Below are 25,920 nucleotides of genomic sequence, written 5' to 3'. Positions count from 1 at the left end.
TGACCGCTATGACCGCTGTGGCCGCCTCAGCCAGAAAGCCCTGCACTACAGAAACGCCGCCCGCGAAGAACTGCCTCTGCTAAGCAAGCGTTACCAATACGACGCCAGCGACAACCTGATCATCGAGCGCCTGACCCAAACCCAACGCAGCGGGGGCAGCGATCCCCGCCAACCGCTGCCGGATGACGGCCTACTCGGACGTTTCCTCGCCAGAGCCACGGCAAGAGTGTCGAAGGCAACGAGCACTACACCTACGACGCCATCGAGCGTCTGCGCGACCATCGTCAAAGTAATCCGCACAACCCCGAGCTGCACCGCGAAACCTACAACTACGACGCCCGGGGCGAGCGCACTTACTATCGGTATGCAGACGTTTGATGACTCTCTAAACAAGGCTCCTGACACCTCACCCAAAATGTTGCGTTGTCATCCCGGTTTCAGTGACTACGAACTCGACCGCGCCACCATCCCACTTCGAAAAGCCTGGGCCCCAAGATGAAAAAAGGGGCGATCAATGATCGCCCCAAATACAACGAGAGGTCCTTTTCTAAAGCTACAAACTGATCTGCTGACGCTCCTCATCCGTCAACCGCGCCCGTGCCTGGTCACTCAACGGCCCGGCGCCGAGCACCTGCACCGGGCTGTTGGGGTTGTAGCCCGAGGTCTTCTGGCCGTCCTCCGATTTGCGCTGCACCGGCTCGCTGCCAAAGCTCAACACCTCCACCGTGACAATCGACGCCCGGCCCTGTTTGGCCGCCGCCTGCTGGCTGCGGGCGGCATCTTCCGCCGCCTGGGACGCCGCCGCACCGGCCGCGCTCGCCGAGGTCATGGCCCCGGTGTTCACCGCTGCCGACACCGGCACCCCGGACGACTTGCCCTGGGTCTGGATGTTCGCCGCGTTCACCACCCGCAATGCGGCGATGTTGATGTTGCCGGAGACCCGAATCCCCGCCTCGCCCGCGTCGATGGTGCCCAGCGGGGCGATCAGGTCGATGTCGCCGGCCGGCACTTCAGGAATCGGATTCAACGTCGCAATCCCCGCCCCGGTGCTCGGCACCGCTGGCGACAGCGTGACGTTGCCCCAGTTGTCATAGACACGCTTGGGCGGCGTGTACACCACGGTGGTCTTGGAACCGCGACCGGCATTGATGTCGCCCTCGCCGGACCAGCCCATGATCGAGCCGCCGAAGGTGGTCATGATGCGGCTTTGGCCCAGCAGGATGCTGCCCATGGAATACAACTGGATATCGCCGGCGCCCTGGGTGATTACACCCGCCGTGGACGGCGGTGCCGCGCCTTCGATGCCGAAGGTCTGCCCGCCGCCCGGGGTCAGCATCTGGATCGAGCCGCCGAAATTGGTGTGCACGCCGGAGCCGCCGAACAGCGTGATATCGCCCTTGTAGGTGATCGGGTTGCCGGCCACGTCCTTGTCCGGGAACAGCGCGGCAATCGCCGCCCGCCCCCGTACATAGCTGCCCTGGCGCACGCCGCCCACTGCGTTGTACTCACGGCCGGCGGCCTTGAGTTCAGCGAAGTAGACATCACGGGCGAACACTCGTTGCTGCTCGGCGGGCAGTGCCGCGTAAACCGCACGGGCCTGCTCGCTGCTGCCGACGAAACCGAAGCGCTCGGCGAGCCAGGTGACCAGTTCGTTTTCGTAGGTCTTGGCAACCTTGCCACCCTGGATCGACAGGGGTTCGCCTGGCTGGACGAGGTTGGCCGGGTCAAGGTAGGCCTCGACAAAGCGCCGGTAATCCGGCCCATTGGGGCCGACGCCTGCTTGCATGACGATGCCCGCGCCAGGGCGATTGTCGCCCGCCACAACCGGGCCCAGGCTGGTGATGCTGACTTCGCCCCCCTTCGACGGGTCACGCCCGGACATCAGGATATTACCGCCCGCCGTCACCTCCAGCAGACCGGGGCCGGCAACCTGGAAGTTGCTGTACAGAATGTTGCGCCCGGCGGAGACGATGGAGATGTCGTCGGGGTTGTTGTGGATGAACAGGTTGCCGGTCGAGTTTTCTCTACCGAGGACACTGGCGGTATTAAACCGACTACCGCTGCTGACAATATCTCGCCCCGCCATCATCCACACCGGCCCGTTGCCTTCGTACCAGGTCTGCCCCGAATGCAAGTACGAGGGGGAAGCGTCAAACGTCAGGATCCGTCCACTGCTGACGCCCACCAGATCGCCGGTCAAGGCATAGAACCGCGACGGCTCCGCTGGCGCATAAGCCGCTGCCGACGCCGTGGCAGAGCCAAAGGCAAACAAAGGCCGCGGAATGGAACCCGGCGAGCTGCCGTTTTCCGACAGGTTGCTGCCATCGCCAACCACCTGCCCCCCAATGCTCCCGACGAACGCCGGCCGCCAAGGTGTGGCCATGATGCTGGGGTCGGCGCCGGAAGGCGTGACAAACATACCGCCCGCATAAATCGAGTCGTGGGCCAGAAGTTGCAACTGGCTGCTGGCACCGGGGGCGAGCAACAAGGCAGTGATCGGACTCGTATCGGCGGCGTCCCCCAACACAGCGCTGCCGTAATAAATACTGCCGCCAGCCGCGGTCGCCCGAACAATTGACGGGTAGACAGTTGCCAGATCGGACGCTGTGCCGGAGACATAAGGCGTCACATTGCCCCCTGCCGAATACAGATCGATTGCCGTGTGCCCGGTCCACAATGAGAACCAACTTTCGCCGGTCCCACTCGTCCCGCCACGGGTAAACGATGAGTTGTTCAGCAGGACGACACGGCCCGGATCGATCACGTCCTGCAGCACCAGATCACCCAAAGTCGCCAGGTTGAAGGTGGCATCACCCGGCACCAGGGTGATGCCCCCCACTGCCCGGCCACGGGTCGCCTGGAACGGATCGAATGCGCGGGTTTCGCCCGGGCTCTGCTCTGAGCTGTTACTGCCGTAGGTCAGGTCGATCCTGCCCGTGGTTCCGCTTTGCAGTTGGGCATTGCCCCGGATATTCACCAACTGGCCGTTCTGATCGTTTACATCAACCACGCTGCCAGGGTTCAGGGCGCCACCGATACGCACCCGCAAATCACCACCGCCCGTCAACTGCAGGCTGCCATCAGCGGCAACCCGCCCGGTGCTGCCAACCGCCAGCACCAGCCCTTGGCTGCGCGGGTTGGCAGAGGCCGACATTTGATTGCCGTCCATGCGCCGAAGCACACCGGCATCACCGCCTACCTGTACATCCACGTTACCGCCGCCGAGGGTGCCGAAACCGGTAAACCCGACAAACGCATCAGCCTTGGAGGCATTGGCGGTATAGCTACCGAAATTGATCCACCAGGCCGTCGGCTGCGCCTGCCCACCGGTGTTCACCGTGCCGCTGCCCTGGCGCCACAGCCAGTTGGCCACATCGGCGGAGTCGATACCGTTATCCAAGGGGTTGGGCCGACTGGGATTGAAGACGCCGCCCAGGATATTCCCGGTCAGGTTGCCCCCCACGTTCACGCTCAGGTTACCGCCCGCCTCCGGGTACCAGGCACGGTACAGACTGTCAGATGAGCCATTGACGAACTGTTCAAAATAACTGTTGGTATCGTTGAGCACCGTCTTGCCGCTGTTCAGGGCCTTGGGCTGGTTGTAGGGGTCACCGGCACCGGTTGCGGTGGACGATGTACCGGCGGTGTAGACCCCGTACAGGGAGTCCATGCTCAAGTTGCCGGCACTCAGCAGCTCGAGGTCGCCCGTGCCGGTGCGAATTACACTGAAACGGCTGCTGGACGGGGTCGCCGCATACTCTTTGCCGCTCTGGGCCAGGCAGTAGGCGGGCGAACTTGCGCAGAACTCATCGATGGAAGGGATACCGAACTGGTCCAGGATGCTTTGCTCGATCGGCGTTCCGACGGTGACGATAATCCCGTTGTCCGCCAGGTCCTTGGCGCCGAATTCGGTCCAGACATAGCCCACTTTGACTGCGCAGTACGCCGGGTTGCCTGCACAGAAATCATCAATCGAACCCAGCCCGAAATCGTCCAGGGTCTTTTGGTCGATCGGATCGCCTTCCTTGACCACCACCCCATTGGCCGCAAAGTCCTCCACCGCAAAGGCGGTCCAGGTCAACTTGCCCTTGGCGGGCATTTCCTTGGCAAACATGCCGTAGTGGCTGTCGGCCAAACGCAGGTCGCCGCTGCGCGGATGGGCTTGCAGGATACGGCTGTCGGCCGCCTCGGTGTCGGCACCTGCCACCAACCGCAGCGACCAGGATTGCGAACCTTCGGCCAGCATCGGCGAGAGAGCCCACAGTTTGCCCTGGCGCCCCGCCACTTCCGGGCGCAACGCCACCGACTCAGCCCCGCCCGGCAACTTGACGTTGGTGCCGGAAGGAATCAACGCGCCGCGCGACAGCGGCATGTCGCCATTGAGCGTCACGACGTTGAACGATGGGTTGATCGCCTGAGAATTCGTCGGCAACGGCACACCTTTGGGCCAGGTCAGCGCCCTGAGCTGGGTGTTTTGGGTCAGCAGGCTGCCGGCGTCCAGCTGCGAGCCGGCCGCCAGGGTGTGTGCCTGGCTCAATAACGTGCCAGCTGCAAACAGCAGATTGCCGGCGCTGTCCAACACCGCTGCGGCCAGCACCGTACCGGCAGGCAGCGTCAGGTCCTGGTTCAGCGTCGCTCGGGTCGGCAGGCGCGTACCGGCGGCCACGCCCACGGCCTTGATCGGCAGGTCGTAGTTGAGCACGGTGCCCGCCGGGAAAGTCGTGCCGTCCGCCAGGGTGATGCCGTTACCCGGCACGATGATCGTGCCGCCGGTAAAGTCGATGCCCGGCAACAACACCCAGCCCTTGTCATCGACGGTCTGTGGCGGCGGCGCAAAACCATCGTTGATGCTGCCGTAGATATTCAGGTCGCCACCGGCGCGCAGGGTCAGGCTGCCCGACTCACCGGAGCCATACACCGAGGTTTTCTGGCTGTTGGGGTTGAGGCTGGCGTAGCGATAGCCGGACAGGTCCAGATCGCCCTGCACCACCAGGTCACCGTCCGCGGTCTTGCTGACGATTTCCACCCCGGGCCGCAGGTGGAAGGCATCGGCATAGGTTGAGTTGTTAAGCCCGGCAAGTTTGTTTTGCAGCAGGTTCTGGTTGAGCAATGCACCGTTGATAAAAGCCGTGCTCAGCACATGCTTGCCATCCAGGTAGGCCTGGTCGATCTGCTGGTAAGGCCGCCCACTGGCCGTCGGGTCAGTAACGAGTGGCGCATCGTCGTAGCTGATCATGCCGTTGAGGGCGATCGAACGCGCGCCCTGGATTGTCAGGCGGCCATGGGCATCAATGTTGATGTCGTTGCTGGAGCCGTCGGCGTTGATCAGCCGTGGTGCATTCAGTTCCAGGGTGCCGCGGTTACGCCCGTCATTGCCCTGGACCGCCTCGGTGCCGTGACGCAGGTCGATGCGTGCGCCATCGGCCAGGGTCAGCTGGCCGGTGCCGGAGCCGAGCACCACCAAGGCCCGGTTGGGCGAGTCGATGATCTTGCCGTAGCTGTCCACCCGCAGCTGGCTGCCATGGGCGTCGAGCACCGCGCCGCCGTCCAGGGTCAGGCCGTGCTTGGCGGCCAGGTTGATGCTGCCGACGCGCTCGCCACTGGCATCCACCAGGCCGGTGACCCGCAGGCTGCCATTGTCCACGGAGACGTTAAGGGTGCCGGCCTTGAGGCCATTGCCGATGGTCAAGTCGCCCTGCTTGAGCTGGAAGCTGCGTGTGCCGAACACCTGGCCTTGATTCAGGCGCTGGTTGAGGTCGGCGAACTGCTGGTCCAGGGAGCCGCTGCTGCCCAGGCGCTGGGCCTGGATTTCCACGGTGCCGGCTTCATAAGGCATCGTGGTCCCGCCCGCATCGTAATAGCCACTGCTGCCGGCGAGGATCGTGCCTTGCAGGTCGACGATACCGCTCGCCGCGTCCACCGCAACCGCCCGCAGTTTGCCGGCCTGGTTGTTTTTGGCGGAGAGGTCGATGGTCGAGCCGGCGGCCTGCAGGATATTGCCGCTGCCGCTGTCCAGCAGCACAGTGCCGCCCGCGCCGTACTGGGTCACATCGTTGAACACGATGGCGCGACCGGCCACATCGACCATGGCCGCGTCGGTCAACACCACATCGCCCCGGGCCCCCAGGCTGACCTTGCCGCTGGGCAATACCACCGCCGTGGCCAGGCGAATGCTGTCGCCTTGCAGGGACAGTTCGGCGCCCTGGCCGTTGGCCTTGCCCCGCACGCCCGTGGACGCTGCAAGATCAATCGCCCCACCTGCGGTGATGCGGTTCACCGAACCGGCTTCGCCGGTCATCAGCGGCGTGATGATATTCAGGTCGCCACCGCTGTACTGGAAGCCCTTCACCGGGTCATAGGCGCCCTGGCTCTGATACACCGAGAGGCTGCCCTTGTGGTTGGCGGTAATGCGCTCGCTGGCATTGAGATTCACGCTGGCAAAGCCCAAAGCCAGGCGGTCGAAACTGCTCACGGTATTGGTCTGGGCAAAGGCGCCGTAGCCGAACTCAATACGCTCGGCGTTGATATCCAGGCGCCCGCTGCCAGTGCCCGCCCCGCCGCCTATCACGCTACCCGGTGGTGTGGTCGCGCCCTGCCAGATCAGGTTGGCGGTATGAATGCTGGCCACGTCGCCAGCGCCACCGGCACCGTAGATCGCCGGGGTGGAGAGCATCAGGTTGCTCAGCCGCGATTTACCCGTCAGAGGGTCATAGGTGTCCAGGGAGGTACTGCCGTAGAAGTTGAAACTGTCCCGCGCCGAGAGCTGCAGGGTTTCCAGGGCCGGCGCACCGAACTGGGTATCCCCCTTGAGCAGGCGATCAAGAAGCGCCTGGGTGAGTGTCAGGCCGGCGGGCAACTGATTGGCCGCAGCGGCAGCCGCCAGGGCTTCCACGCTGCCCAGGTTAATGGTGTTGACCCCCAGGTTGAGGTGGCGGGTGCCGTAGCGCACCTGGTCGCCGAGCTGGAAGGTATTGTTGGTCAGCGCCACGATACTGCCTTCGGAGTACAGCCCGGTTTGCCCGCTGCACACCCCCGTGTCACACACCCCGACCCTGATCCCGCCGCTGGGAAACGCCGAACCGGATGAAATGACATTGAGCAAGCCGTTGGACACCGCCAGCATATTGGTGACCTTGTAGATAAACCCATCACGGGCATCGTAGCTGGCCTGGCCACGGCCAATGGTGTTGATGGACGCCCCTTGCTCCAGAACGATCGCTTTCGTGTCGCTCAACAGAAAAACTTCCGGCGCGGCGAGCGTCACGCCTTCCCGTAGCGTGATTGCGCTGTCGGCCTGATGGGTACCGCCTGCCAGAACGATGTAGTTGCCGGACTGGCCATACTGCACCGCCGTCATGCCCCCCACCATCAGGCGCGAGGCCCCGAGGGCGTTGAGGCTGTCGTCGCTGAAGGTAATACCGTTGAAGCCGGTGGTTGCGGAGCTGCCCGCCGCGACGACTTCAATACCGCGTTTGCTTGGATCAATCACCGCCACGGCGCCACCGTAGCCACCCGCCGCTGCCTCAAAACGGCCTATGCCCTGGAACGAAAACCCATCAGCGCCGCCCCCGGGCCGCAAGGCCAGTTTGAGGGTCTTGGCGTCGACGGCGAGCATCGGGCGTGGCACCCCCTGTTTCGCGGCGTCGGCGATTGCGAATTGTGCGTAGCTGGTTTCGTTGTATTGGGAATAGCGGCGCAAGGTATCGGCCGAGGTCAAAATCAACTGGCTGGCGACGCTGTTGCTGATCCCGGTGTTGGCGATGGACAAGCGCCCGGCGGTGGACCAGGAGCCATTGCGCATCCGTTGGGTGGCGGCATCACTGCCGAGCCCGGCCAGACCGTTGATCTCGACGCGGAAAGCGCCGGGCATCAAGGCGTAGGTGGACGGCATCAGGGTATACGTGCCCGCCGGCAGCCCCGGCACTCCGGCGCCGATGGTGACCTGCTGGCCCACTAACGGATCGACCGCCCCCTTCTCCGGCGCCACCGGCGCCGCGCCGGGCTGCACGCCGGGCACGATGGCGTAAATCGGGTTGGTGCCCAGGCCCGGCAACACAAAACCGCCATTGGCACCCAACTGCACCAACGGGCTGTAGCGCGCATCCGTAGAACCACCACGCCCGGAGACGAACCCGGCCCCCAGCAACTCGCCACCGCCGGACAGGTCCAGGGTAGCCTCAGGCTGCACCTGCACCGACTGGCCACCGAGCATCACCCCGACGCTGAGTTCCGCGTTCTGGTTGACCAGCCCGCCCTGACCGACAAACGTCACGGTCTTGCCGTTGTACGTGTAGACCTGGCCATCCAGGGTGCCGCCATACGGCAGCACAAGGCCTTTGCCACTCACCGAGGTCACGCTGCCCGGCAGCAATTGCACCTGGCTGCTGCCCATGGTGCCGATATCGATCAACCCCAGGGGCGCCCGTACCACGCCGCCCTGCCGCACCGTCGCGGCGCCCAGTTGCAGGCGCCCGAATGCCGAGTAAGGCACCGCGGTATCCGTGCTGCCGGTACGGCCAATGGTCAGGGTACGCAGCGGGTCGAACGTGATGTTGAGGCTGTTGAATTCGCTCAAGTAGCCCGCAATGACCCGCGCACCGACCTCCGTGGCCGGATACAACTGCGCCGCGCGCAAGGTCATATCGCCCTGGGTCAATAACTGGGTGCTGACCTTCAAGGCCACGCCGTCCGGGTTGGCGCCCGCCAGGAAGCGCAGATCGCCCTGGCTGGTCAGGTTGACCTGATCAAAGCCGCGACGCTCAAGGCCCACCAGGCTGTCGTCGGCCTGGCGCAGTTTGCCCTTGCTGCCAAACAACACGCTGCCGCGCACATCGATCAAGCTGGCGCTGGCATCGAACTGCGCCTCGGTGGCGCGCAGCGATGGTAACGGCAACACCGACACCGGGTTCACGTAGAACTCCCGGGCCGGCGAATCCATGCCGGACAGCAGCAGGTAGGGTGCCGACAGATTCACCCGGGCATTGGCCGCCGCGCCCTCACTGAGGTTGAAGGCACCGCTGTACAGGCGCAGGCCCTGGCCCATGGCCAAGGACACATCGCCGTCGAAACTCAACAGGCCGTTGCTCATCAACGCCAGGTTGTCGAAACCGCCCGCACTGACCTGGTCTACACCCAGGCGAGCATGGCCGTATTCCAGGCTGTCGGCTGCGTCGGCGGCGGTGCCGGCGAGCGGGTGGGCCTGATGGGTCTGGCCGAGCACCAGTTCGCGCACCTTGAGTACCCGGTCCGTGACACTGCTCTTGGTGTAATACGGGCTGTCCAGCGCCACGTTCAGGCTGCCGCCCGCTGCGCCGGCACCGCCGGCCCGGGCGACCAGACTGCCGTCCAGGTACAAGCCATTGTTGGACGCCAGGCTGATGCTGCCGCCATTGCTGGCCACCCGGGTTGCGCCCTGCCCCGGTACATCCAACACGGCTTGCGTGCCCGACGCGTCCAGCCGGGCGCCCTCGCGTACCACCACAAACAGGTCACTGGCCGTGACCGTCCCGGTGCTCAGGTTGACCTCGCCCCCGAGGCTGATCTTGCCGCCGTCGCGGACCAGCCCGTATTGGCTTGCGCGATTGTCCACGGCGGTCGCGGCCCGGGCGGCGACATCGATCAGTGCGTTTTCACCCAGCCAGATGGAGCGGCCGTGGCCGATCGCGTTGGCTTGCTCGAACGCTCGCGTGGTCAGGCCGTTCAGGTTGACACTGCCACCCCAGGCATTGAGCGTGCCGTCGACCGTCAGTTGGCCGATGCTGCGCAGATTGATCGCCTGGCCCGGGTCGACGCTGATCACCGCGCCCTTGCCGACGTCCAGCGCCGTTGTCGGCAATTGCGTCGCAGGCGACTCCAGGTGGCCGGCGGAAAGGGTCAGGCTGGCGCCCCGCCGTTGGGTGAGAACGCCCTTGCTGGGGTCTTCCTGGTAAAGCGGCGGGGTCCAGCGTTCCATGACGCTGGCCGCATCGCCGCCGCCCGGCGTCGTGGCGGCCTGCTCCGAGAGCCGGTAGGCCGGCACGCTCACATCAACCTGAGTGCCGTCGGTGACCAGCAACCCTTCGTTGCCGGTAATGTCATAGGCCGAAAAACCCTTGGTGAAAAAATCCCCGGCCAACTGCAAGGTCTTGGCGTCCGCCGCCTGCGGGCTCTCGCCGATCTGCACCTGGTTGGCCTGCAAGGTCAAGGTGCCGCCTGCGTTGACGCCATAGCCGCGAATCTCAGCACCCAGGTCCAAAGCCACCAGCGCGCCCACGGTCACGTCGCCGCCCTTGCCGCCCCGGACTTTGCCATCCAGGCCGATGGTTGCCCCGGACGACGTGTCCACCCGGCTGCCCGCTGCGAGGTTCACGTCCCCAGAGCTACGCAACGACACTTTGCCACCGTTGATATACGCCACCCCGTCAGTGGCCGATGGGTCCAGCGCCAGATTATTCCAGCGCCCGGAACTGTCCAGCCTGACCCCGGCGGCCACATCGAGCCGCCCGGTGCCCGGCAGAATCACGTCGCCGACGACATTGGAGCGATTGAGGTCGACCTGATTCAACAGGTTGCCCGCGTTGATGCTGCCGCCGTGGGCCGTGAGGTTGGCATTGACTGAAACCACAGGGCCGAACAGGGTGATGTCGCCGCCGTCCGCCACCTTGAGTGCGCCATTGACGTCAATCTGCTGCTTGGCGCCGACCTTGATCGCGCCCAACCGGTAACCATTGAGCAGGTCACTGTCGAGCACCAGTTTGCCCTGACGTTCGGTCGGCAGCGCGGTGGCCAGGTCCAGGCCGTCGGCGATTTTTTGCGTGGCGCTCTCGATCAGCACCTGGTCGATGGTCGGGGTCAAGGCGTAGCGCAAGGTGCCGTTGGCCTTGTTGTAGACCGGCGTGTACTGGCCAATGATCAACTGCGCCCGCTGGGCCATGGCCTGCTGTGACTGCTGATAACCATCAAGGTTGATAGTGGGGGCCTGGGTCTGGCGATCGCCCTGGAATACATCACTGATCAACTGGCCTTCCAGCACCGCGTTGGTGGTGCCCACCACCAGCTTGCCGGCGTCGCGGCCCACGGTGTAGCCCGCCTCGTAGCGGCTTTGCTGGGCCACCAGCGGGTTGTAGTAGAAATCACTGCGGCCCCAGCGGGCGCTGGTGTCTTCAAAGCCTTTGTAGATCCCGGCGTAGAGAATGTCCGCAGGGGCTTTCGACAGTTCATAGAGCTGGCCGTCAGGCCCCTTGAGCCAGGTCTGGCGGATGTAGCCGGCCTGCACATCGACGGTACCGCCCGACAGATTGACCTGGGCCCCCTGCTGGGTCACCACGTCCTTGCCGGTGAACGTCACGGTGCCGCCCTGGGCCATCCACTCGCCGATCGAGTGGCCCTGGGTGCCCAGGTAACCGCCGACTTCCAGCAGCCCGCCAGCGGTGTACCAGCGGTCCGTCGCATAGCCGTTGGTGCCCGCCGGGACGAACACCAGGTCCCGCAGGTCGACCCATACGTCGTTGTTGATCAATTGGCCGCCGTCACGGTTGACCGGCGCATCGCGCTGCTCGTTGCCCTGCACGTTGATCTTGATGTTGTTGGCTTCCATCGCCACCTTGACGCCAATCGCGCCAGACACATCAATCATCGCGCCGTCGCGCACCAGGCTGCGTTGGCTGGCGCTGACAGCCACTTGGCCGCCGGTGGCCAGGGTGATCGAGCCTGTCTGGAAGTCCACGGTGCCGCCGCTGACGATCTCGATCCGCGATTGGTCGGTGCGGTCGGCCACTGCACTGAGGTTGTTGAACGGGCCGGTGATCAGGTTGGCGGGCAGGCCGTCGAGCTTGCTCAGGCCATTGTCCTTCTGGCTGTTGAGGGCGGTGCTGCCACTGGCGTCCAGCAGGATCGCCGTGGTGCTGCCCTCGCCCAGGGTCACGCTGCCGGTGGCATCGCTGGCGGCGTTGAGCAAGTGAATCGTGCCGCGGGTATCCACCGAGGTGCTGGCCAGGGCCACGCCGTTCTGCTGCACCTGGTGCCCGGTGAGGGTGATGTCGCCGGTCGACGCCATGATCAGGCCGCTGTTGCTGACCTTGCCCGACGTGCTGCCGGCCTTGAGGCCGGTGGCCACTTCATTGCCACGGGTGGTGGAACGGTCGTTGCCGGTGGTGCCGACTCCCTTGCGGATATAAAAACTGTCGCCGGCGGCCAGGGTGGCCTGGCCCTTGGCGGTGATGATGCTGCCGGCGTTCTCGACTTCCGAGCCCAGCAGCAAGGCATAGCCACCGGCGTCGGTGGAGGTGGCCGGGTTGTGAGTCTGGATCAACGCGCCGCGCTGCACCTCGACCTTGCCCGCCGCGTCAGTAAAGGTCGGCTGGGTGCCGTTGGCATCCACATAAATCCCGCGCTGGGTGAATTGGTCATCGCTGATGGTGGCAGCCGCCGCCACCAGGTTGCGCACATTGACCTGGCTGCTGCCGCTGAAGATCACCCCGTTACGGTTCATGATCATCACGGTGCCGGGGGCGTTGATCTGGCCCTGGATTTCGCTGGGGCGCGCGTTGGGATCATTGACGCGGTTGAGCACCGCCCAATTCGACTGCTGCTGGAAATCGACCGTGGTGTTGCGCCCGACGTTGAAGGTTTCCCAGTTGAGGATCGCCTTGTCGGCGGTCTGCTCGATGCTGACGGTGGTCTTGCCACCGGACTGGCTTTGGGTCGGGCCCTTGGCGTTGGTCCAGCCCTGGGTCAGGCTGTTGTCCACCTGCAAGCCGCCCTTGCCGAGGCCGTCGGGAATCGTCGAGACCTGGCCGAGCGCCGCTTGCCGGCCTGCCGCTTGTGCCGCTTGCTGGGCCGCAATCGCCGCGACACTGTTGTTGAGCGTGCTGATGGAACGTGACAGCTGCTGGTTCGCCCGCGCCTGCTGATTCAACGACGGAATCCCCGGCACCTGCGCCCCGCTGAGGCGGGCTGCGGTCGCCGCCTGGGAGGCTCCCTTGTCGGCAAACCAGCCGGAGCTGAACGCTGTCGCCGCGTGGGCGCTGCCTGCCACCATGAACAAGGCAATCGCGTGGGCCAGTGGCTTGAGGCGCAGGATCGTCTGGCCGCCAGGGCCTTGGGCATTCAGGTTGACCGGTGGTTTGCAGCGGACCATCAGGAAGCTTCCTTCTTTGTTAGTGCCCATGGGGAACTGGCGACGTGCGTCACGTATGGGAGTTAGGCGGTTGGCGAGGGGCGGGACTGAACTTCTGTCATGGAAAGTTCATGTAAGGCTGCTAGCCCGGCCGCCAACGCAAAAAATCAGCAACGGCACAGGCCGTTGCTGATCGGGTGTTGCCGGTCGGTAAAGCGTGGTTTACAGCGGACGACCGATGGCGTTGCAGACATCAGACTTGCCGATGCTCAGCGCGCTGGTGGCGGTGACGAAGTTGCTGGTGATCGCGGCTTTCCAGGCCGTTGGCAGCGGCACGAAGCGGTTGGCCTTGATGGCGTTGTCGTTGGTGTTGAGGGCACTGGCACCGTAGTGACGGGTGAAGAACGCACGCACTTGCGAGGTTTGGGTGGCGTCGGCGTAGCACTGGCTGAAGATCAGGTTGGTGAAGCCCAGGATTGGATAGCCGGTGCTTGGGTAAGGCACGACGCTTGGGTCATTGGCGTCGGCGGCAGCAGCAAACACCGGTACCCAGGCGTTCTGGTTGGCGACGTTGGCAGCCGCCGGTACTGGCACAGCAGCAATGGCAGCGGAAACGTTATCAGGGGCTGGAGAAACACCGGCGACCTTGGCCACTTTGGTGGCGTCATCCAGGCCGGCCAAGGTAGGAGCGGCATAGTCCGGGCTCATGTAAGTGATGCGACCATCACCGGCGTTCAGCGCGTCCATCACGCCTTGGCTGGTGACGGCAGGCACGGCACCTGCCGGCACGCCGAAGCTGTCTGCAAAGTTGGTGGTGACCACAAACTTCTTGGACTCATTGACGCACTTGGCCGCCAGGAAACGGGTGAACAGCTCGGTGGTGCCACTGGCTTCGTTACGGTAAACCACCACGATGTTACCAGTGCGACCAGTAGCCGGGAGTTGGTCCCAGGTGGTGATGCGGCCCGAGAACACGCCGCACAGTTGATCAACGCTCAGGTCAACCGCGTTGGTACCGGCCTTGTTGAATGGAATGGCAACTGAAGTGGCGACCGAAGGCACTTGAATCAGCTTGCCCCAGGCCGCTTGTTTGGTGGAGGCGTAGGTGGACAGTTCAGTCGAGGTCAGCTTGGAGTCGCTGCCCGCCCAGTGCACGTTCTTGGTGCCGGTGCCGAACTGGCTGTAGTCGTTGTTCAGGAACGCCAGTTTGCCTTTACCGCTGCCCACACCGATGTACGGGGCGAAACCGGCAGTCAATACGCCGGAGGTCTGGTACAGCGGTTGTGGCAGGGTGGCGCCGCCGCCGTTGATGTCTGCCATGGCAGCCTGGGCCGAGCACAGTGCAGCGAGGGTCATGGATACCGCGAGAACGTTGCGCTTAAACATGAAGAAGCTCCTTTCGTCGTGTTTGTACGTTGGGGTAGATGACGCTATGGCTTCGGTCCCGGGCTGTGTTCCGGGGGGTACCCAGGGGTGAGGCCATGGGTATGAAATTTCGCAGCATCCGATGACAGCTAAAGGAAAAAACCTCGGGAGGAACGGCTTGATTTTTAAAAAGATTCTCGGGTGTTTTGGTCATGCTTTTGGACGGTTTGGAGGCGAGGTGACAGCGGGGTTTCAGCGCGGCTTTCGAGTGCCGGGCTGGAGGCGGCACGGACCGTGTCGAGGGGTTGAAAAATGACAGAACGAGGAACCCGAGGTTGGGACCCGCATGCCAGGCGCGCGAAAATAGACTTGAAGAAACGCAGTTGAAATGTGGGAGCTGGCTTGCCTGCGATGGCGGCGGGTCAGCTTGCATCTTGGGCGACTGACACACCGCTATCGCAGGCAAGCCAGCTCCCACAGTGTTGACCGCGTTTCGTCAGCAGTCAGGTCACCAGTTGGTTGATTTCGATGATCGGCAGCAGTACCGCCATGACGATGACCAACACAACGGCGCCCATCACCACGATCATCAAGGGTTCAAGCAACGCCGTCATGCCCATCGCCCGACGCTCGATATCCCGGGACAGCGTTTGCGCCGCACGCTCGAGCATCGGCGGCAGGGAGCCGGTTTTTTCGCCGCTGGCGATCAGGTGGATCAGCACCGGCGGAAAGACCTTTTCCACCGCCAGCGCCGGGGCCAGGTTGACACCCTCGCGCACCTTGGCGGTGGCGTCCGTGACGCACTGGCTCAGGCGGTCATTGGACAGGGTCTGGCGCGCGGCTTCCAACGCCCGCAGCAACGGCACACCGGCCCCGCCGAGAATCGCCAGGGTCGAGGCAAAACGCGCGGTGTTGAGCCCCAGCACAAAGCGCCCGATCAGCGGCAGGCGCAGCACCCGACTGTGCCAGTTCAACCGCGCCACAGGGTTGCGCAGGTACAGGCGCCAGCTCCAGAAGCTACCCACGATCCCGGCAAAACACAGCCAGCCCCAGGCGCGGATAAAATCACTGGCATTGAGCATCGCCAAGGTCAGCCCCGGCAGGTCCTGGCGCGCCTGGGAAAACGCACTGACCACCTGGGGCACCACGTAGCTGAGCAGGAAAATCACAATGCCGATGGACACCAGCCCCACCACGCCCGGGTAGATAAACGCCGTGAGGATCTTGCCCCGCAGGTTGTTGCGTTCCTCGATGTAGTCGGCCAGGCGCTCCATGACTTGCGCCAGGTCGCCGGACTCCTCCCCCGCCGCGATCAGGGCCCGATAGATCGACGGGAAATCCCGGGGCCGCGCGGCCAATGCATCGGCCAGGCGCATGCCGCTGCGCACATCGGCGCGCACCGCACTCAAGGTCTGGGCAATGTGTTTTTTTTCGGCTTGCTCCACGGTGGCGCTCAACGCGGCCTCCAGCGGCAGGCTCGCACCGAGCAGGCTCGCCAGCTGCCGCGTGGCCCAGGCCAGGTCATTGTCCGAGAGCTTGGCACCGAACCGGCTGCCGCCGCCGGCGTGCGGGTTGTTGTTCTCGATCTGCACCTGCAAGGCCGTCAGGCCTCGGCTGCGCAGGTTGGCAAAGGCGCCGCTCTGGCTGTCTGCCTCAAGGTGCCCGGACTCCAGCTTGCCGGTGGCGTCGGCGGCTTCGTAGCGGTATCGGTTCATCAGGCGTCCCGTGTTACGCGCAGGATTTCTTCGGGGGCAGTGGCGCCGCTGCGCACCCAGCGCTCACCGTCTTCGCGCATGCTGAACATGCCGGCGCGGCGTGCGGCGGCTCTCAGGTCCTGCTCGCCGGCGCCCTGGTGGATCAGGCCGCGCAGCTCGTCGTCAATGCAGAACAACTCATGGATACCGGTACGGCCGCTGTAGCCGATCTGGTTGCACTGCGCACACCCGACCGGCCGCCAGGTGCCGGGCGCCGCCGGGTCTTCCTGCTTGCAGTGCGGGCACAGGCGGCGCACCAGGCGCTGGGCCAATACGCCGAGCAGGGATGAGGCCAGCAGGAACGGTTCGACGCCCATGTCGATCAGGCGGTTGACCGCCGAAACGGCATCGTTGGTGTGCAGGGTGGCGAGCACCAGGTGGCCGGTGAGGGAAGCCTGGACGGCGATTTGTGCGGTCTCCAGGTCGCGGATTTCGCCGATCATGATGATGTCCGGGTCCTGGCGCAGGATCGCCCGCAGGGCCAGGGCGAAGGTCATGTCGATCTTGGCGTTGACCTGGATCTGGCTGATGCCCGGCAGGTCGTATTCCACCGGGTCTTCGACGGTGAGAATGTTGCTGGTGCTCGCATCCAGCCGGGCCAGGGCGGCGTAGAGGCTGGTGGTCTTGCCGCTGCCGGTGGGGCCGGTGACCAGCACGATGCCGTGGGGTTGGCGGATCAGGCTGTCGAGTTTGCCCAGGACGGCGGGGTCCATGCCGAGGGTTTCCAGTTGCAGGCGGCCAGCTTGTTTGTCCAGCAGGCGCATCACCACGCGCTCGCCGTGGCCGGTGGGCACGGTGGAGACGCGGATGTCGATGGGACGACCGGCGACGCGCAGGGCGATGCGGCCGTCCTGGGGCAGGCGTTTTTCGGCGATGTCGAGTTGGGCCATGATCTTGATGCGTGAGACCAGGGCGCCGTGCAGGGCCTTGCGCGGGGACACCACGTCACGCAGGGTGCCGTCGACGCGGTAGCGCACCACGGAGTGGGTTTCGTAGGGTTCGATGTGGATGTCGCTGGCTTCGTCGCGGGCGGCCTGGGTGAGCAAGGCGTTGATCATGCGGATCACCGGGGCGCCGTCCTGGGTGTCGAGCAGGTCGGTGATTTCGGGGATGTCTTGCATGAGGCGGTCGAGGTCGACTTCGTTTTCGGCGGCGCCCACCACGGCGGCGGCGCTGCCGGTGTCGGCGTAGGCGTAGGCACTGGCCAGGAGGCCGTCGAGTTCGTCGTCGCGCACCTGGATGAGGGGGGTCTGGCCGAACTGGCGGTGGACTTCGCTGATGGACCAGCCGGGGGTTGAGGGGCAAATGGTCAGCGTCGGGCCCTGGGGTCCCGGGTGAAGGAGGATGCGTTGGGACTTGGCCCAGGCGTAAGGCAGGAGGCTCATGCTTTTGGGCTTCGTTTGGTTGAGTACATATCCATTCCTTCGGTTACGGCTGCTATGGGTTCCGCTCTTACAGCGGCTCACTTTTGAAAAGCGCAAAAGTAAGCAAAACGCTCTTGCCCCACCACTCGGCACCTCGCTTAGGCTCGGTGTGCCCTCACTCCGGCTTTGGACCGTGGGCCGCCGCGATGGGCCATCCTTGGCCCAGCGCGGCTAACCCGGCGTCCTGCCGGGTTACCCACGCTCCAAAGCCTGCGTTCGGCCAGCGTGGTTTAACGGGGCGCCTAAGATCAAGATCAAGATCAAAAGCACAGCGGCCTACAGGCCGGCTTGAGTGTTGAAGAGCCAAATCAAAAGCTAAAGCGGGCACGGTCAAATGTGGGAGCTGGCTTGCCTGCGATAGCATCAACTGGGTGTACCTGATGCACCGAGTTGTCTGCATCGCAGGCAAGCCAGCTCCCACAGAAAAGCAGCTTTGTTTTCGCTCTGGATCTTGCCTCTGCTTTTAACACTCAAGCCGGCCGGTAGGCCGCTGTGCTTTTGCTTTTGATCTTGATCTGCGGGCCCCGTTAACCACGATGGCCGCAAGTAGGCACGGTGGAGCGGGTAAATCGGCAGGGATGCCGATTTAGCCGCGCCGGGCCATGGATGGCCCGTCGCGGCGGCCCGCGGAATCGGGCCGGAGTGCGGGCATGCCGAGCCTAGGCGAGGCACCGAGTGGTGGGGCAAAGACCTTTTGGTTACTTTTGGGGCGTTTGCCAAAAGTGACCCGCTGTAAGAGCGGAACCATAGGTGGCCGTTACCGCAGCAACGGATATGCCCCCCATCCAAAACCCAAATCACCGCGGCACCGCCCGAATCACCGCCCTAACACCCTGCGCCTCGGGAATCGCCTTATCCACCGAAGGCAACTGCGGCGCCTGCACATCCGGCATCGCCCAACTGCGCTCCGGCTGCAACCCACCCTGGGCCCTGCGCATAAACTCATAGCGATTGAGCGTAATACTGCGCCCCGCCCCACTGTCGCGAATAATGTAAGGCCGCAAAAACACCATCAAATTGGTCTTCGTCACACTGCGCTTTTCATTCCTGAACAACGCCCCCAACCCCGGGATATCCGACAACCACGGCACCGCGTCATTACCCTGGCTGTACCCATCCTGCAACAGCCCCCCGAGCACCATGATCTGCCCGTCATCCAGCAAAATACTCGTATCAATCGCCCGCTTGTTCGTCACCGTCCCGGCGTCCACCGAACCCCGCGTGTCGACACTGCTGACCTCCTGGTAAATATCCAGCTTCACCGTCCCACCCTCGGAAATCTGCGGCCGCACGTTCAGCTTCAGCCCCACCTCCTCCCGCTGCACCGTCTGGAACGGGTTATTACTGGTGCCGCCACCACCGGTCACATAACTGCCGGTGACAAACGGAATCGTCTGCCCCACAAAAATACTCGCCGCCTCGTTATCCAGGGTCAGCAGGTTCGGCGTCGACAACACATTGGTCCCGCCCTTGCTCTTCAACGCCCGGGCCAGCACCTTGAGGTCGAGCACCTTGCCGATCCCGGGAATATCCACCGTGCCGTTCACCAGCCCGATGTTCAAACCCTTGGGCAGCACATCAATGCTGGTCTTGCTGGTGGAGGTTCCATTCAAGCCGCTGCCCCCCAGGTTCACCCCGCCAAAGCCACCCTTCCCGCCCAGGTTCCCCGCCTGCCACTGCACCCCGAACTCGCTGGCATCGTCCTCGCTGACTTCGACAATCAAACTCTCGATCACCACCTGGGCGCGACGCTGGTCGAGCATGTCGATCACTTCCCGCAGGTTGCGATACAGCGGGTCCGGCGCGGAGATCAATAAGGTGTTGGTGGTGGCGTCCGCCTGGATGGTCACGCCACCGGCGCTGAACGCGGTGTTCTGGTCGCTGGAGGAAGAGGCGCCGGTGGCACTGGTGTCTTGCCCGTAACCGCTGGGCTGGGCAGTGCCGCTGCCGGTGGGGGTGCCACTGCTGTTCTGGGTACTGCCCTGGCCGGTCTGGGTGTTGCCGCCCATGCTGCTCAACTTGCCCCGCGCATTGTCACTGGTACCGGTGTCGCTCTCGCCAGTGAGCAACCCCCGCAGGGACTGCGCCAACTTGCCGGCCTGGGCGTTGCGCAGGTACACCACGTGCATATTGCTCGGGTTGCTCTGGGCGTTGTCGAGCTTGTAGATCAGGTTGCGCGCCAGTTCCGTGCGCTCCGGGCTGCCGGCGCGGATGATGATGGAGTTGGAGCGCGGGTCACCGATCACGTTGATCTTCTGGGTCTGGTCGGCGCCCTGGGTGTCGAGGAGTTCCGAGACCATGGCGGCGATGTCCACGGCGATGCCGTTCTGCACCTTCACCACGTCGGTGTCGATGGCGCTCGGGGTGTCGATGCCGTCGATGATCTGTGCCACCCGTGCAAGGTTTTCTGCGTAGTCGGTGATGACGATGCTGTTGTTGCCGGGGTAGGCGTTGATCGGGTTGTTCGGCGACACGATGGGACGCAGCACCGGGATCAGGTTTACCGCGTTTTCGTATTGCAGGCGGAAGGTACGGGTTTGCATGCCCTGCCCGCCCGGGTTGGCGCCGCTGTAGATCGGCCCGCCCAGCAACTTGGCATCCGCCTCCGGCACCACCTGGGCCACGCCGCCCACGTCGACCACGCTGAAGCCTTGCATGCGCAGCGCCGCCAGCAGCATGTCGTAGGCCTGATGCGCCGGTACCTGGCCTTCGCTGACCAGGGTCAGGTTGCCTTTCACCCGTGGGTCCACCAGGAATTGCTGGCCGGTGGCGCGGGACAAGGCGCGCACCACGGCCTGGATATCAGCGTCGACGAAGTTCAGTTGCACCGGCTGATCGCCCAGTGGGTTGCGCGCCTTCGCCGGGGCGGCGGCGTGGCTGCGGGCACTGTTGGTCACCGGGTGTTGCACTCGGGGTGGCGGCAGCGGTTCGCGCTGGCGGTCCAGCGGGGTGTCGCCGCTGCGCCGGGTGTCGGCCAGGGGCTGGCCGAGTTCGCTGTCCACCAACAGCGGTGTGGGCGATTGGGGGTGGCTGCACGCTCCCAGCGCCAGCAACAGCAAAGGGGCGACCTTGCGATAAGGCGCAGCGTTGGGCAATGACCACTTCATGAAGCTTCCTTAGCGCCAGGCGCCTGATCCATGCGAACGGTCCCGGACAAGGTGCCGGCCGAGTTTGAAGGGGTGGCAGCGCCGGCGCGTTGCAGGCGGGCCTCGGAGACGTCCAGGGAGAACGGCCGGGGGTTGGCCAGCAGCCAGTCGATCACGGCATCCGCCGGGGCTTGCTCGAAGGTCAGGCGCCAACTGCCGGCGTCCTGCGCCTGCAAGTGATAGCGGCCCTCCAGCCCGGCGTTGTCGAGGGACTGGTGCAAGGCGGTTTCCAGATCACGGCTGCGCGGGGCTGCGGAGACGCCTTGCAGCAGCACCTGCAAGGCCTCGGCCTGGCTGCGCAGTTTCGGGGTTTCGGCTTGCCAGTAATCGATCTTCTTCAGCGGCGGCTGGATCAACAGCAACCAGGTCAGCAGCCCCGCCAACACCAGGCCGGCGCCCACCAGCAGACGTTTTTCACGCACGGCCAGGCCATTCCAGAACACCTGGGCCTGGCTGCGCAGAAGCTGCCAGCGCTTATTCATCTTCGGCCTCATCGTCTGCATCGGCTTCAACGCGCTCGGCGAGCGGGCCGAGGGTCCAGCCCTGGTCGTCGCGGGTGGCGCTGAACCCGGCCTGGGCCAGCAGCGCCTGCGCGTCCGCCGCCAGCGCCGGACTGCGGGTGTCGGGCAGCAGGCTCACCTGCAAACGGCCTTGCTCGTAGCTCAGGCTCTCGACGCTGCCCGCCATGGACGGCAGGCTGCTACCCGCCAGCGCCAGCAAGCCGGTAAAGCGCTGGCCCGACTCAGCCGCCGCGCCACTCTGGCGTGCGGCCAATTGCTGACGGGCTTGCTGCAACGGGTTGAGAATCACCGGCAGCTCGGGAAAGGCCTGGCGCACTTGCTGGCTCATCTGCGCCTTGAGGCGCTGGCCTTCGTCGACCTGGCGGGCGGCGTAGAGGTTCAGGCCCAGGGTCCAGATGGCGACCGCCAGCGCCGTGCAAGCCGCCGCCCTGCCCCAGCCACCGGTGGCCGCCTGCTGAAGCCGACCGTGCAACCCCCAGCCCGGTAATGGCCCACTCCAACGAGCCTCGCCGGTCACTTGATGGACATCGAAGCCGGTGGCGAGCAGATCATCCAGCGCGGGCTGTCCCAATGGATGCACCGCACCCTGTTGGACACTGAGGCGCAGCAGCAAATGCCCGTCGCTGAATGCCGCGCTCGCTGGCTCGCTGACTGGCAACGCATACGGCGCCGGGTACAGGCCACGCACTTTGATTTTCAGTTGGGTGGTTATCCGGCCCAGGTGTTCAAGGCTGCTTTTGGGCAACCAGCCGACCTGCACCCGTCCGCTGCTTTCCCGTGGACCGTGGGCCACATGCATCAATTCCAACGGGCCCAGGATCAATGCCTGGGCCGCGCACGTCACTGCGTCGTCAACCTTGGCGGAGGGCAATTGCGGCAGCTCCAGGCTGGTCAGCAGGCTGTCACGCGGGTGCAGAAAAAACGCCGCCGGGTTATTGGCCAGTTGCGCCAGGCTGCCCTGGCCTTGCTGGCTGACCTGCCCGGCGCGGTCCAGCCAGGCGAACGGCACCTGGCTCTCGGTGGTGAGTTCATCCAGTGGCGGCAAGCCGATTCGCAAACGCTTCATACGCCCACCCGCGACCAGATCACCTGGGGTTGACGGTCTTCGGGGCGATACAGCAACGCCTCCAGCGTGACCCGACGCTGCTCGCGACGGACCTGCCCCTGCACGCGAAACCATTCACTGGTGATCCCCACCTGCACCGTGTCCACCGCAACCTGTGGCATGCGCAACCGATTGACGAAATCCCCGCGATTGATAAACCAGCGCCCGCCATCGCGCTCGGCCACCAGGGCCTGGGCCTGCGACAGGCTGAGCCCCGGCACCACGCTACTGAGCACCTCGGCGCTGGCGGTATTGCCGTTGACCCAGGTATTGCCGGGCAGCACGCTGACGTAGCTCGCCATGCGCCGCAGTTGGCGCGGGTCGAGGCCTTCGATACCACTGAGGTCAGTGAGACTGCGCAGCATCGGGTACTTGGCTGGAACCAATGGCGCCGCGGCTCCGGGCGAGGTATCGCGGCTGCTGTTGAAACCGCCGGTGAGTGAGGCGGTGACCTCACGCTGGTCGTATGAGTCGATCACCCGCCGGCTGATGCGGCGGCTCACGGCCGGGTCGATGCCGATCAATTGGCACAGGCGCTCGAAGCTCTGCAATTGCACGGCGTCCGGGTGTTGTTGGGTCACCAGATTGCGCAGGTTGAACTTGCCCTGCTCGTCTTCTATGCGCCCCTCAAAAGCACCGCCGAGGGGGCGTGCCCACGGTTGATCGAGCCGGGTCAATACGTCCTGGCGGCGCGCGTCCCACAGCAGTTGGCGACTGATTTCCAGGCCGCCATTCAACAACCATTGACCCTGGATACGCCGCTGTTCGGCTTCCAGGCTGCGGGTGAACACGGTTTGCCGGGTGAGCATGGCACCGGCAATCACCGCAACCACGGCCGCGATCAGCAAGGCGCTGATAATCGCCATGCCGCGCTGCTTCGCCGCTGGGGGCGAATGGCTGTTCATCGCCGACCTTACAGCTGCCAGGAGCCGATATCGGCATTCACGCCGTCACCATCGGGTTTCCCGTCGGCGCCGAGGGAGAACACATCCACTTCGCCGTTGGCCCCTGGGTTGAGGTAGTGATAAGGGTTGCCCCACGGGTCGTTGGGCAAACGCTCGAGGTAGGCGCGCCAGTTGCTGTTTTTCGCGTCGGCCGGGCGCTCCACCAGCACCTTCAGGCCCTGGTTCATGCTGGGATACGAACCGTGGTCGAGGCGATAGAGTTTCAGGGCCTGCATCAGCCCGCCAATGTCCTGCCTGGCGGCCGTGGCCCGCGCCTGGTCCGGGCGGTCGAGCACCTTGGGCACCACCAGCGCCGCCAGAATCCCCAGGATCACCACGACCACCATGATCTCGATCAAGGTGAAACCACGCTGCCTGCGTGGGGAGGTGAAGTGTGCGATATCCATCTCGACATTCCTTGGCTTGAGTGCATTTCGTGGCGCAGTGTTGCAAGAACACATGTCAGTCATGTTGAAAATCCTCGGGAGCTTTGGTCGCCAATCGGTCAACTCCGGGGGCTAGTCTGCGGGCCTGATTCCCGGTTTTGAGTACGCCATGGGCGGCCCCCGCAACGAGCAAGGTTTCACCCTGATTGAAGTGTTGGTGGCGCTGGCGATCATCGCCGTGGCCATGGCGGCGGCCGTGCGCGTGGCCGGGCTGATGACCACCAGCAACGGCCTGCTGCGGGACAAGTCGATGGCGCTGCTGGCGGCCCAGAGTCGCCTGGCGGAACTGCGCCTGGAAGGTCGGGTGAGCCCCGGGCGCATGACCTTCGACTGCGACCAGGGCCGGCTGAAACTGCGCTGCGAACAGACCATCAACAACGGGCCGGAGGGTCGCCTGCTCCAAGTCAGCGTGCGGGTGCTGGACGCGACCCGTGAAGCGCCCCCCCTGGCGCGCCTGGAAACCTTGATGGGGCGCCCGCCGGTGAAGCGCGCGGTTACTGCCGAGTGAGGTTGGGCAAGGCCGGGCCGTCGGGCAACTTGTCGAGGGGCACGCGGATTTTTTCCGCGCCGCGCTCGATCTCCACGCTATCGCCTTCAATGGCCGTCAAGCGCACGCCGGGGCTTAGCCGCTCACCCAACAAAAAACTGCGGGGCGGCCCGTCGTTGAGGCTGAGGATAGCCACCGCACCACGGGCACCGGCAAGCACCCCGGAGACCTTGATCTGCATCACCGCCGGGGTATTGGAAAACCACTGCACGGCAGGGTTGTCACTGCGGGCGACCAATGCCTGGGGCGCGGCCTGCGGGGTGTGGGACTCGGCCGACGTGAGCAGCAACGGCGTCCAGGTCGCCACCCCTGCCAGCGCTGCCAGCAACGCCAAGGCCTGGACGCCATGGGCGGGTGAAAAACGATGGGTGAATGCCATGGGCGGGACCTCCTGTTTGTCCGTTGCCTCAGGCTACAGGGCAATTCACACCTTTTTATTTCAGCGGTTGATCAGGGAGCAAAAAATGAAACAGCAGGGCTTCACGTTGATCGAGCTGATGGTGGTGTTGGTGATCATCGGCATCGCCAGTGCGGCCATCAGCCTGAGCATCAAGCCTGATCCGCTGCACCTGCTGCGCAAGGACGCGGAACGCTTGAGCCAGTTGCTGCAGGTGGCCCAGGCCGAGGCTCGCGCGGATGGCCGGGCGATTACCTGGAAGGCGGATGCCAAGGGGTTTCGCTTTAGCCGCGTGACGGATGATGGGTTGGGGTTGGAGGACTTCAGTGGCGATCAGCAACTGCGCCCGCGGGCCTGGGACAGCACGCCGATGCAGGTGCGCATCGAGCCCGGGAAGCACCTGGTGCTGGATGCTGAATGGGTGAACCCGCCGATGCGGGTGGTGCTGTCGGATGGGCAACACAGTCTGAGTCTGCAACGGGATACCGCGGGGTTGTTGCGGGTGGTGAGTCATGAGTGACCAGAAGGGTTTTACGCTGATTGAGGTAATGGTGGCGATCATGTTGATGGCGGTGGTCAGTGTGATTGCCTGGCGCGGACTGGACAGTGTGACCCGGGCTGATCAGCACTTGCAGGCCAGCAGTGAGGAGACGGAGGTGCTGTTGCGGGCGCTGAACCAGATGCAGCTGGACCTGAGTTTGCGTGCGGGGGTTGAGTTGGGATCGCCGGTTGGCGATGACGCGCCGAAGCCTGGGGGGTTGGCGGCGGTGTCGGTGAGGAGTTCGGATAGCAAGGGGTTTAGGTTGGAGGTGATCCGGGGCGCGCCGGTTCCCGGGGATGGGTTGCAGCGGGTGCGGTGGTGGCTCAAGGGGGACACGCTGTATCGGGCGGCGGCACCGGCGCGGGATCGGTATCCGCTGCCGGCACCCAGGGATGCGGTGGCGGTGCTTGGGCAGGTCAGGGATTTGCAGGTGCGGGTTTGGGATAAAGGGTGGCGGCAGTTGAGTGGGAATCGGCAGGAGGAACCGCTGGGGGTTGAGGTGGTTCTCGTGCGGGAGACGGGTCAGGGGGTGGAGCGGTATCGGCAGGTTTTTGGGCCCTTGCGGTAGGGCTTTTTGGGGGGCGTGTACATATCCGTTATTTGGGTGATGGCTTGTATGGGTTCCGCCCTTACG

The 25,920-nt window shown here is 64.5% G+C and carries 14 protein-coding genes; 4 read left to right on the top strand and 10 right to left on the bottom strand.

The features are described from left to right. Positions 1–499 (top strand): hypothetical protein (locus LIY45_RS29240; protein WP_226478475.1); only part of this gene is annotated, 499 nt, incomplete at its 5' end. Between the two features lie 54 nt (positions 500–553). On the opposite strand, the gene LIY45_RS29235 is transcribed toward LIY45_RS29240, so the two are convergent. From LIY45_RS29235 to gspG, 9 genes are all read right to left on the bottom strand, one after another. Then, positions 554–13,117 carry a filamentous hemagglutinin family protein gene (locus tag LIY45_RS29235; RefSeq protein WP_226478474.1) on the bottom strand — a complete coding sequence of 4,188 codons (12,564 nt, stop codon included), beginning with the start codon at positions 13,115–13,117 and terminating at the stop codon, positions 554–556. 201 nt (positions 13,118–13,318) lie between these two features. Then, positions 13,319–14,482: a substrate-binding domain-containing protein gene (locus tag LIY45_RS29230; protein ID WP_017475322.1), complete on the bottom strand. Its 1,164-nt coding sequence runs from the start codon at positions 14,480–14,482 to the stop codon at positions 13,319–13,321. Between the two features lie 482 nt (positions 14,483–14,964). Beyond that, positions 14,965–16,176, bottom strand: a complete 1,212-nt coding sequence (gene gspF, locus LIY45_RS29225) for a type II secretion system inner membrane protein GspF (RefSeq protein ID WP_226478473.1) — start codon at positions 16,174–16,176, stop codon at positions 14,965–14,967. Next, the gene (gspE, locus tag LIY45_RS29220) at positions 16,176–17,600 is read right to left on the bottom strand and encodes a type II secretion system ATPase GspE (protein WP_226478472.1); all 1,425 of its coding nucleotides are present in this window, start codon (positions 17,598–17,600) and stop codon (positions 16,176–16,178) included. Before gspE ends, gspF begins: the two co-directional genes overlap by 1 nt. An 836-nt stretch (positions 17,601–18,436) precedes the next feature. Next, positions 18,437–20,746 (bottom strand): type II secretion system secretin GspD, encoded by a 2,310-nt coding sequence (gene gspD, locus LIY45_RS29215; protein ID WP_226478471.1) that lies wholly within the window; start codon positions 20,744–20,746, stop codon positions 18,437–18,439. Further along, entirely contained in the window at positions 20,743–21,267 is a 525-nt protein-coding gene (gene gspM, locus LIY45_RS29210; RefSeq protein ID WP_226478470.1) for a type II secretion system protein GspM, read from the bottom strand. The genes gspD and gspM overlap by 4 nt, the downstream gene beginning before the upstream one ends. Then, positions 21,260–22,372, bottom strand: a complete 1,113-nt coding sequence (gspL, locus tag LIY45_RS29205; protein ID WP_226478469.1) for a type II secretion system protein GspL — start codon at positions 22,370–22,372, stop codon at positions 21,260–21,262. The genes gspM and gspL overlap by 8 nt, the downstream gene beginning before the upstream one ends. Next, a complete protein-coding gene (gene gspK / locus LIY45_RS29200) occupies positions 22,369–23,316 on the bottom strand; it encodes a type II secretion system minor pseudopilin GspK (protein WP_226478468.1) in 948 nt (315 codons plus the stop codon). The genes gspL and gspK overlap by 4 nt, the downstream gene beginning before the upstream one ends. An 8-nt stretch (positions 23,317–23,324) precedes the next feature. Further along, positions 23,325–23,762 carry a type II secretion system major pseudopilin GspG gene (gspG, locus tag LIY45_RS29195; RefSeq protein ID WP_226478467.1) on the bottom strand — a complete coding sequence of 146 codons (438 nt, stop codon included), beginning with the start codon at positions 23,760–23,762 and terminating at the stop codon, positions 23,325–23,327. A 148-nt stretch (positions 23,763–23,910) separates the two neighbouring features. Here gspG and gspI point away from each other — a divergent pair, with 148 nt between their 5' ends. Next, positions 23,911–24,309 (top strand): type II secretion system minor pseudopilin GspI, encoded by a 399-nt coding sequence (gspI, locus tag LIY45_RS29190; RefSeq protein WP_226478466.1) that lies wholly within the window; start codon positions 23,911–23,913, stop codon positions 24,307–24,309. Here gspI and LIY45_RS29185 read toward each other — a convergent pair. Continuing rightward, positions 24,296–24,727, bottom strand: coding sequence for a type II secretion system protein N (locus LIY45_RS29185; RefSeq protein ID WP_017475330.1), 432 nt, complete (start codon positions 24,725–24,727; stop codon positions 24,296–24,298). The two genes, gspI and LIY45_RS29185, sit on opposite strands and share 14 nt — an antisense overlap. An 85-nt stretch (positions 24,728–24,812) precedes the next feature. Between LIY45_RS29185 and gspH the strand changes: the two genes are divergently transcribed. Then, a complete protein-coding gene (gene gspH, locus LIY45_RS29180) occupies positions 24,813–25,265 on the top strand; it encodes a type II secretion system minor pseudopilin GspH (RefSeq protein ID WP_226478465.1) in 453 nt (150 codons plus the stop codon). Continuing rightward, entirely contained in the window at positions 25,258–25,854 is a 597-nt protein-coding gene (locus tag LIY45_RS29175; protein WP_226478464.1) for a type II secretion system protein GspJ, read from the top strand. The genes gspH and LIY45_RS29175 overlap by 8 nt, the downstream gene beginning before the upstream one ends. Positions 25,855–25,920 lie beyond the last annotated feature (66 nt).

Origin of the sequence: Pseudomonas sp. MWU16-30323 (assembly GCF_020515595.1) — a bacterium.
Taxonomy (GTDB): domain Bacteria; phylum Pseudomonadota; class Gammaproteobacteria; order Pseudomonadales; family Pseudomonadaceae; genus Aquipseudomonas; species Aquipseudomonas yamanorum.
Note: the sequence above shows the minus strand (reverse complement) of the source record. Positions and strands in the feature narration are given on the sequence as shown.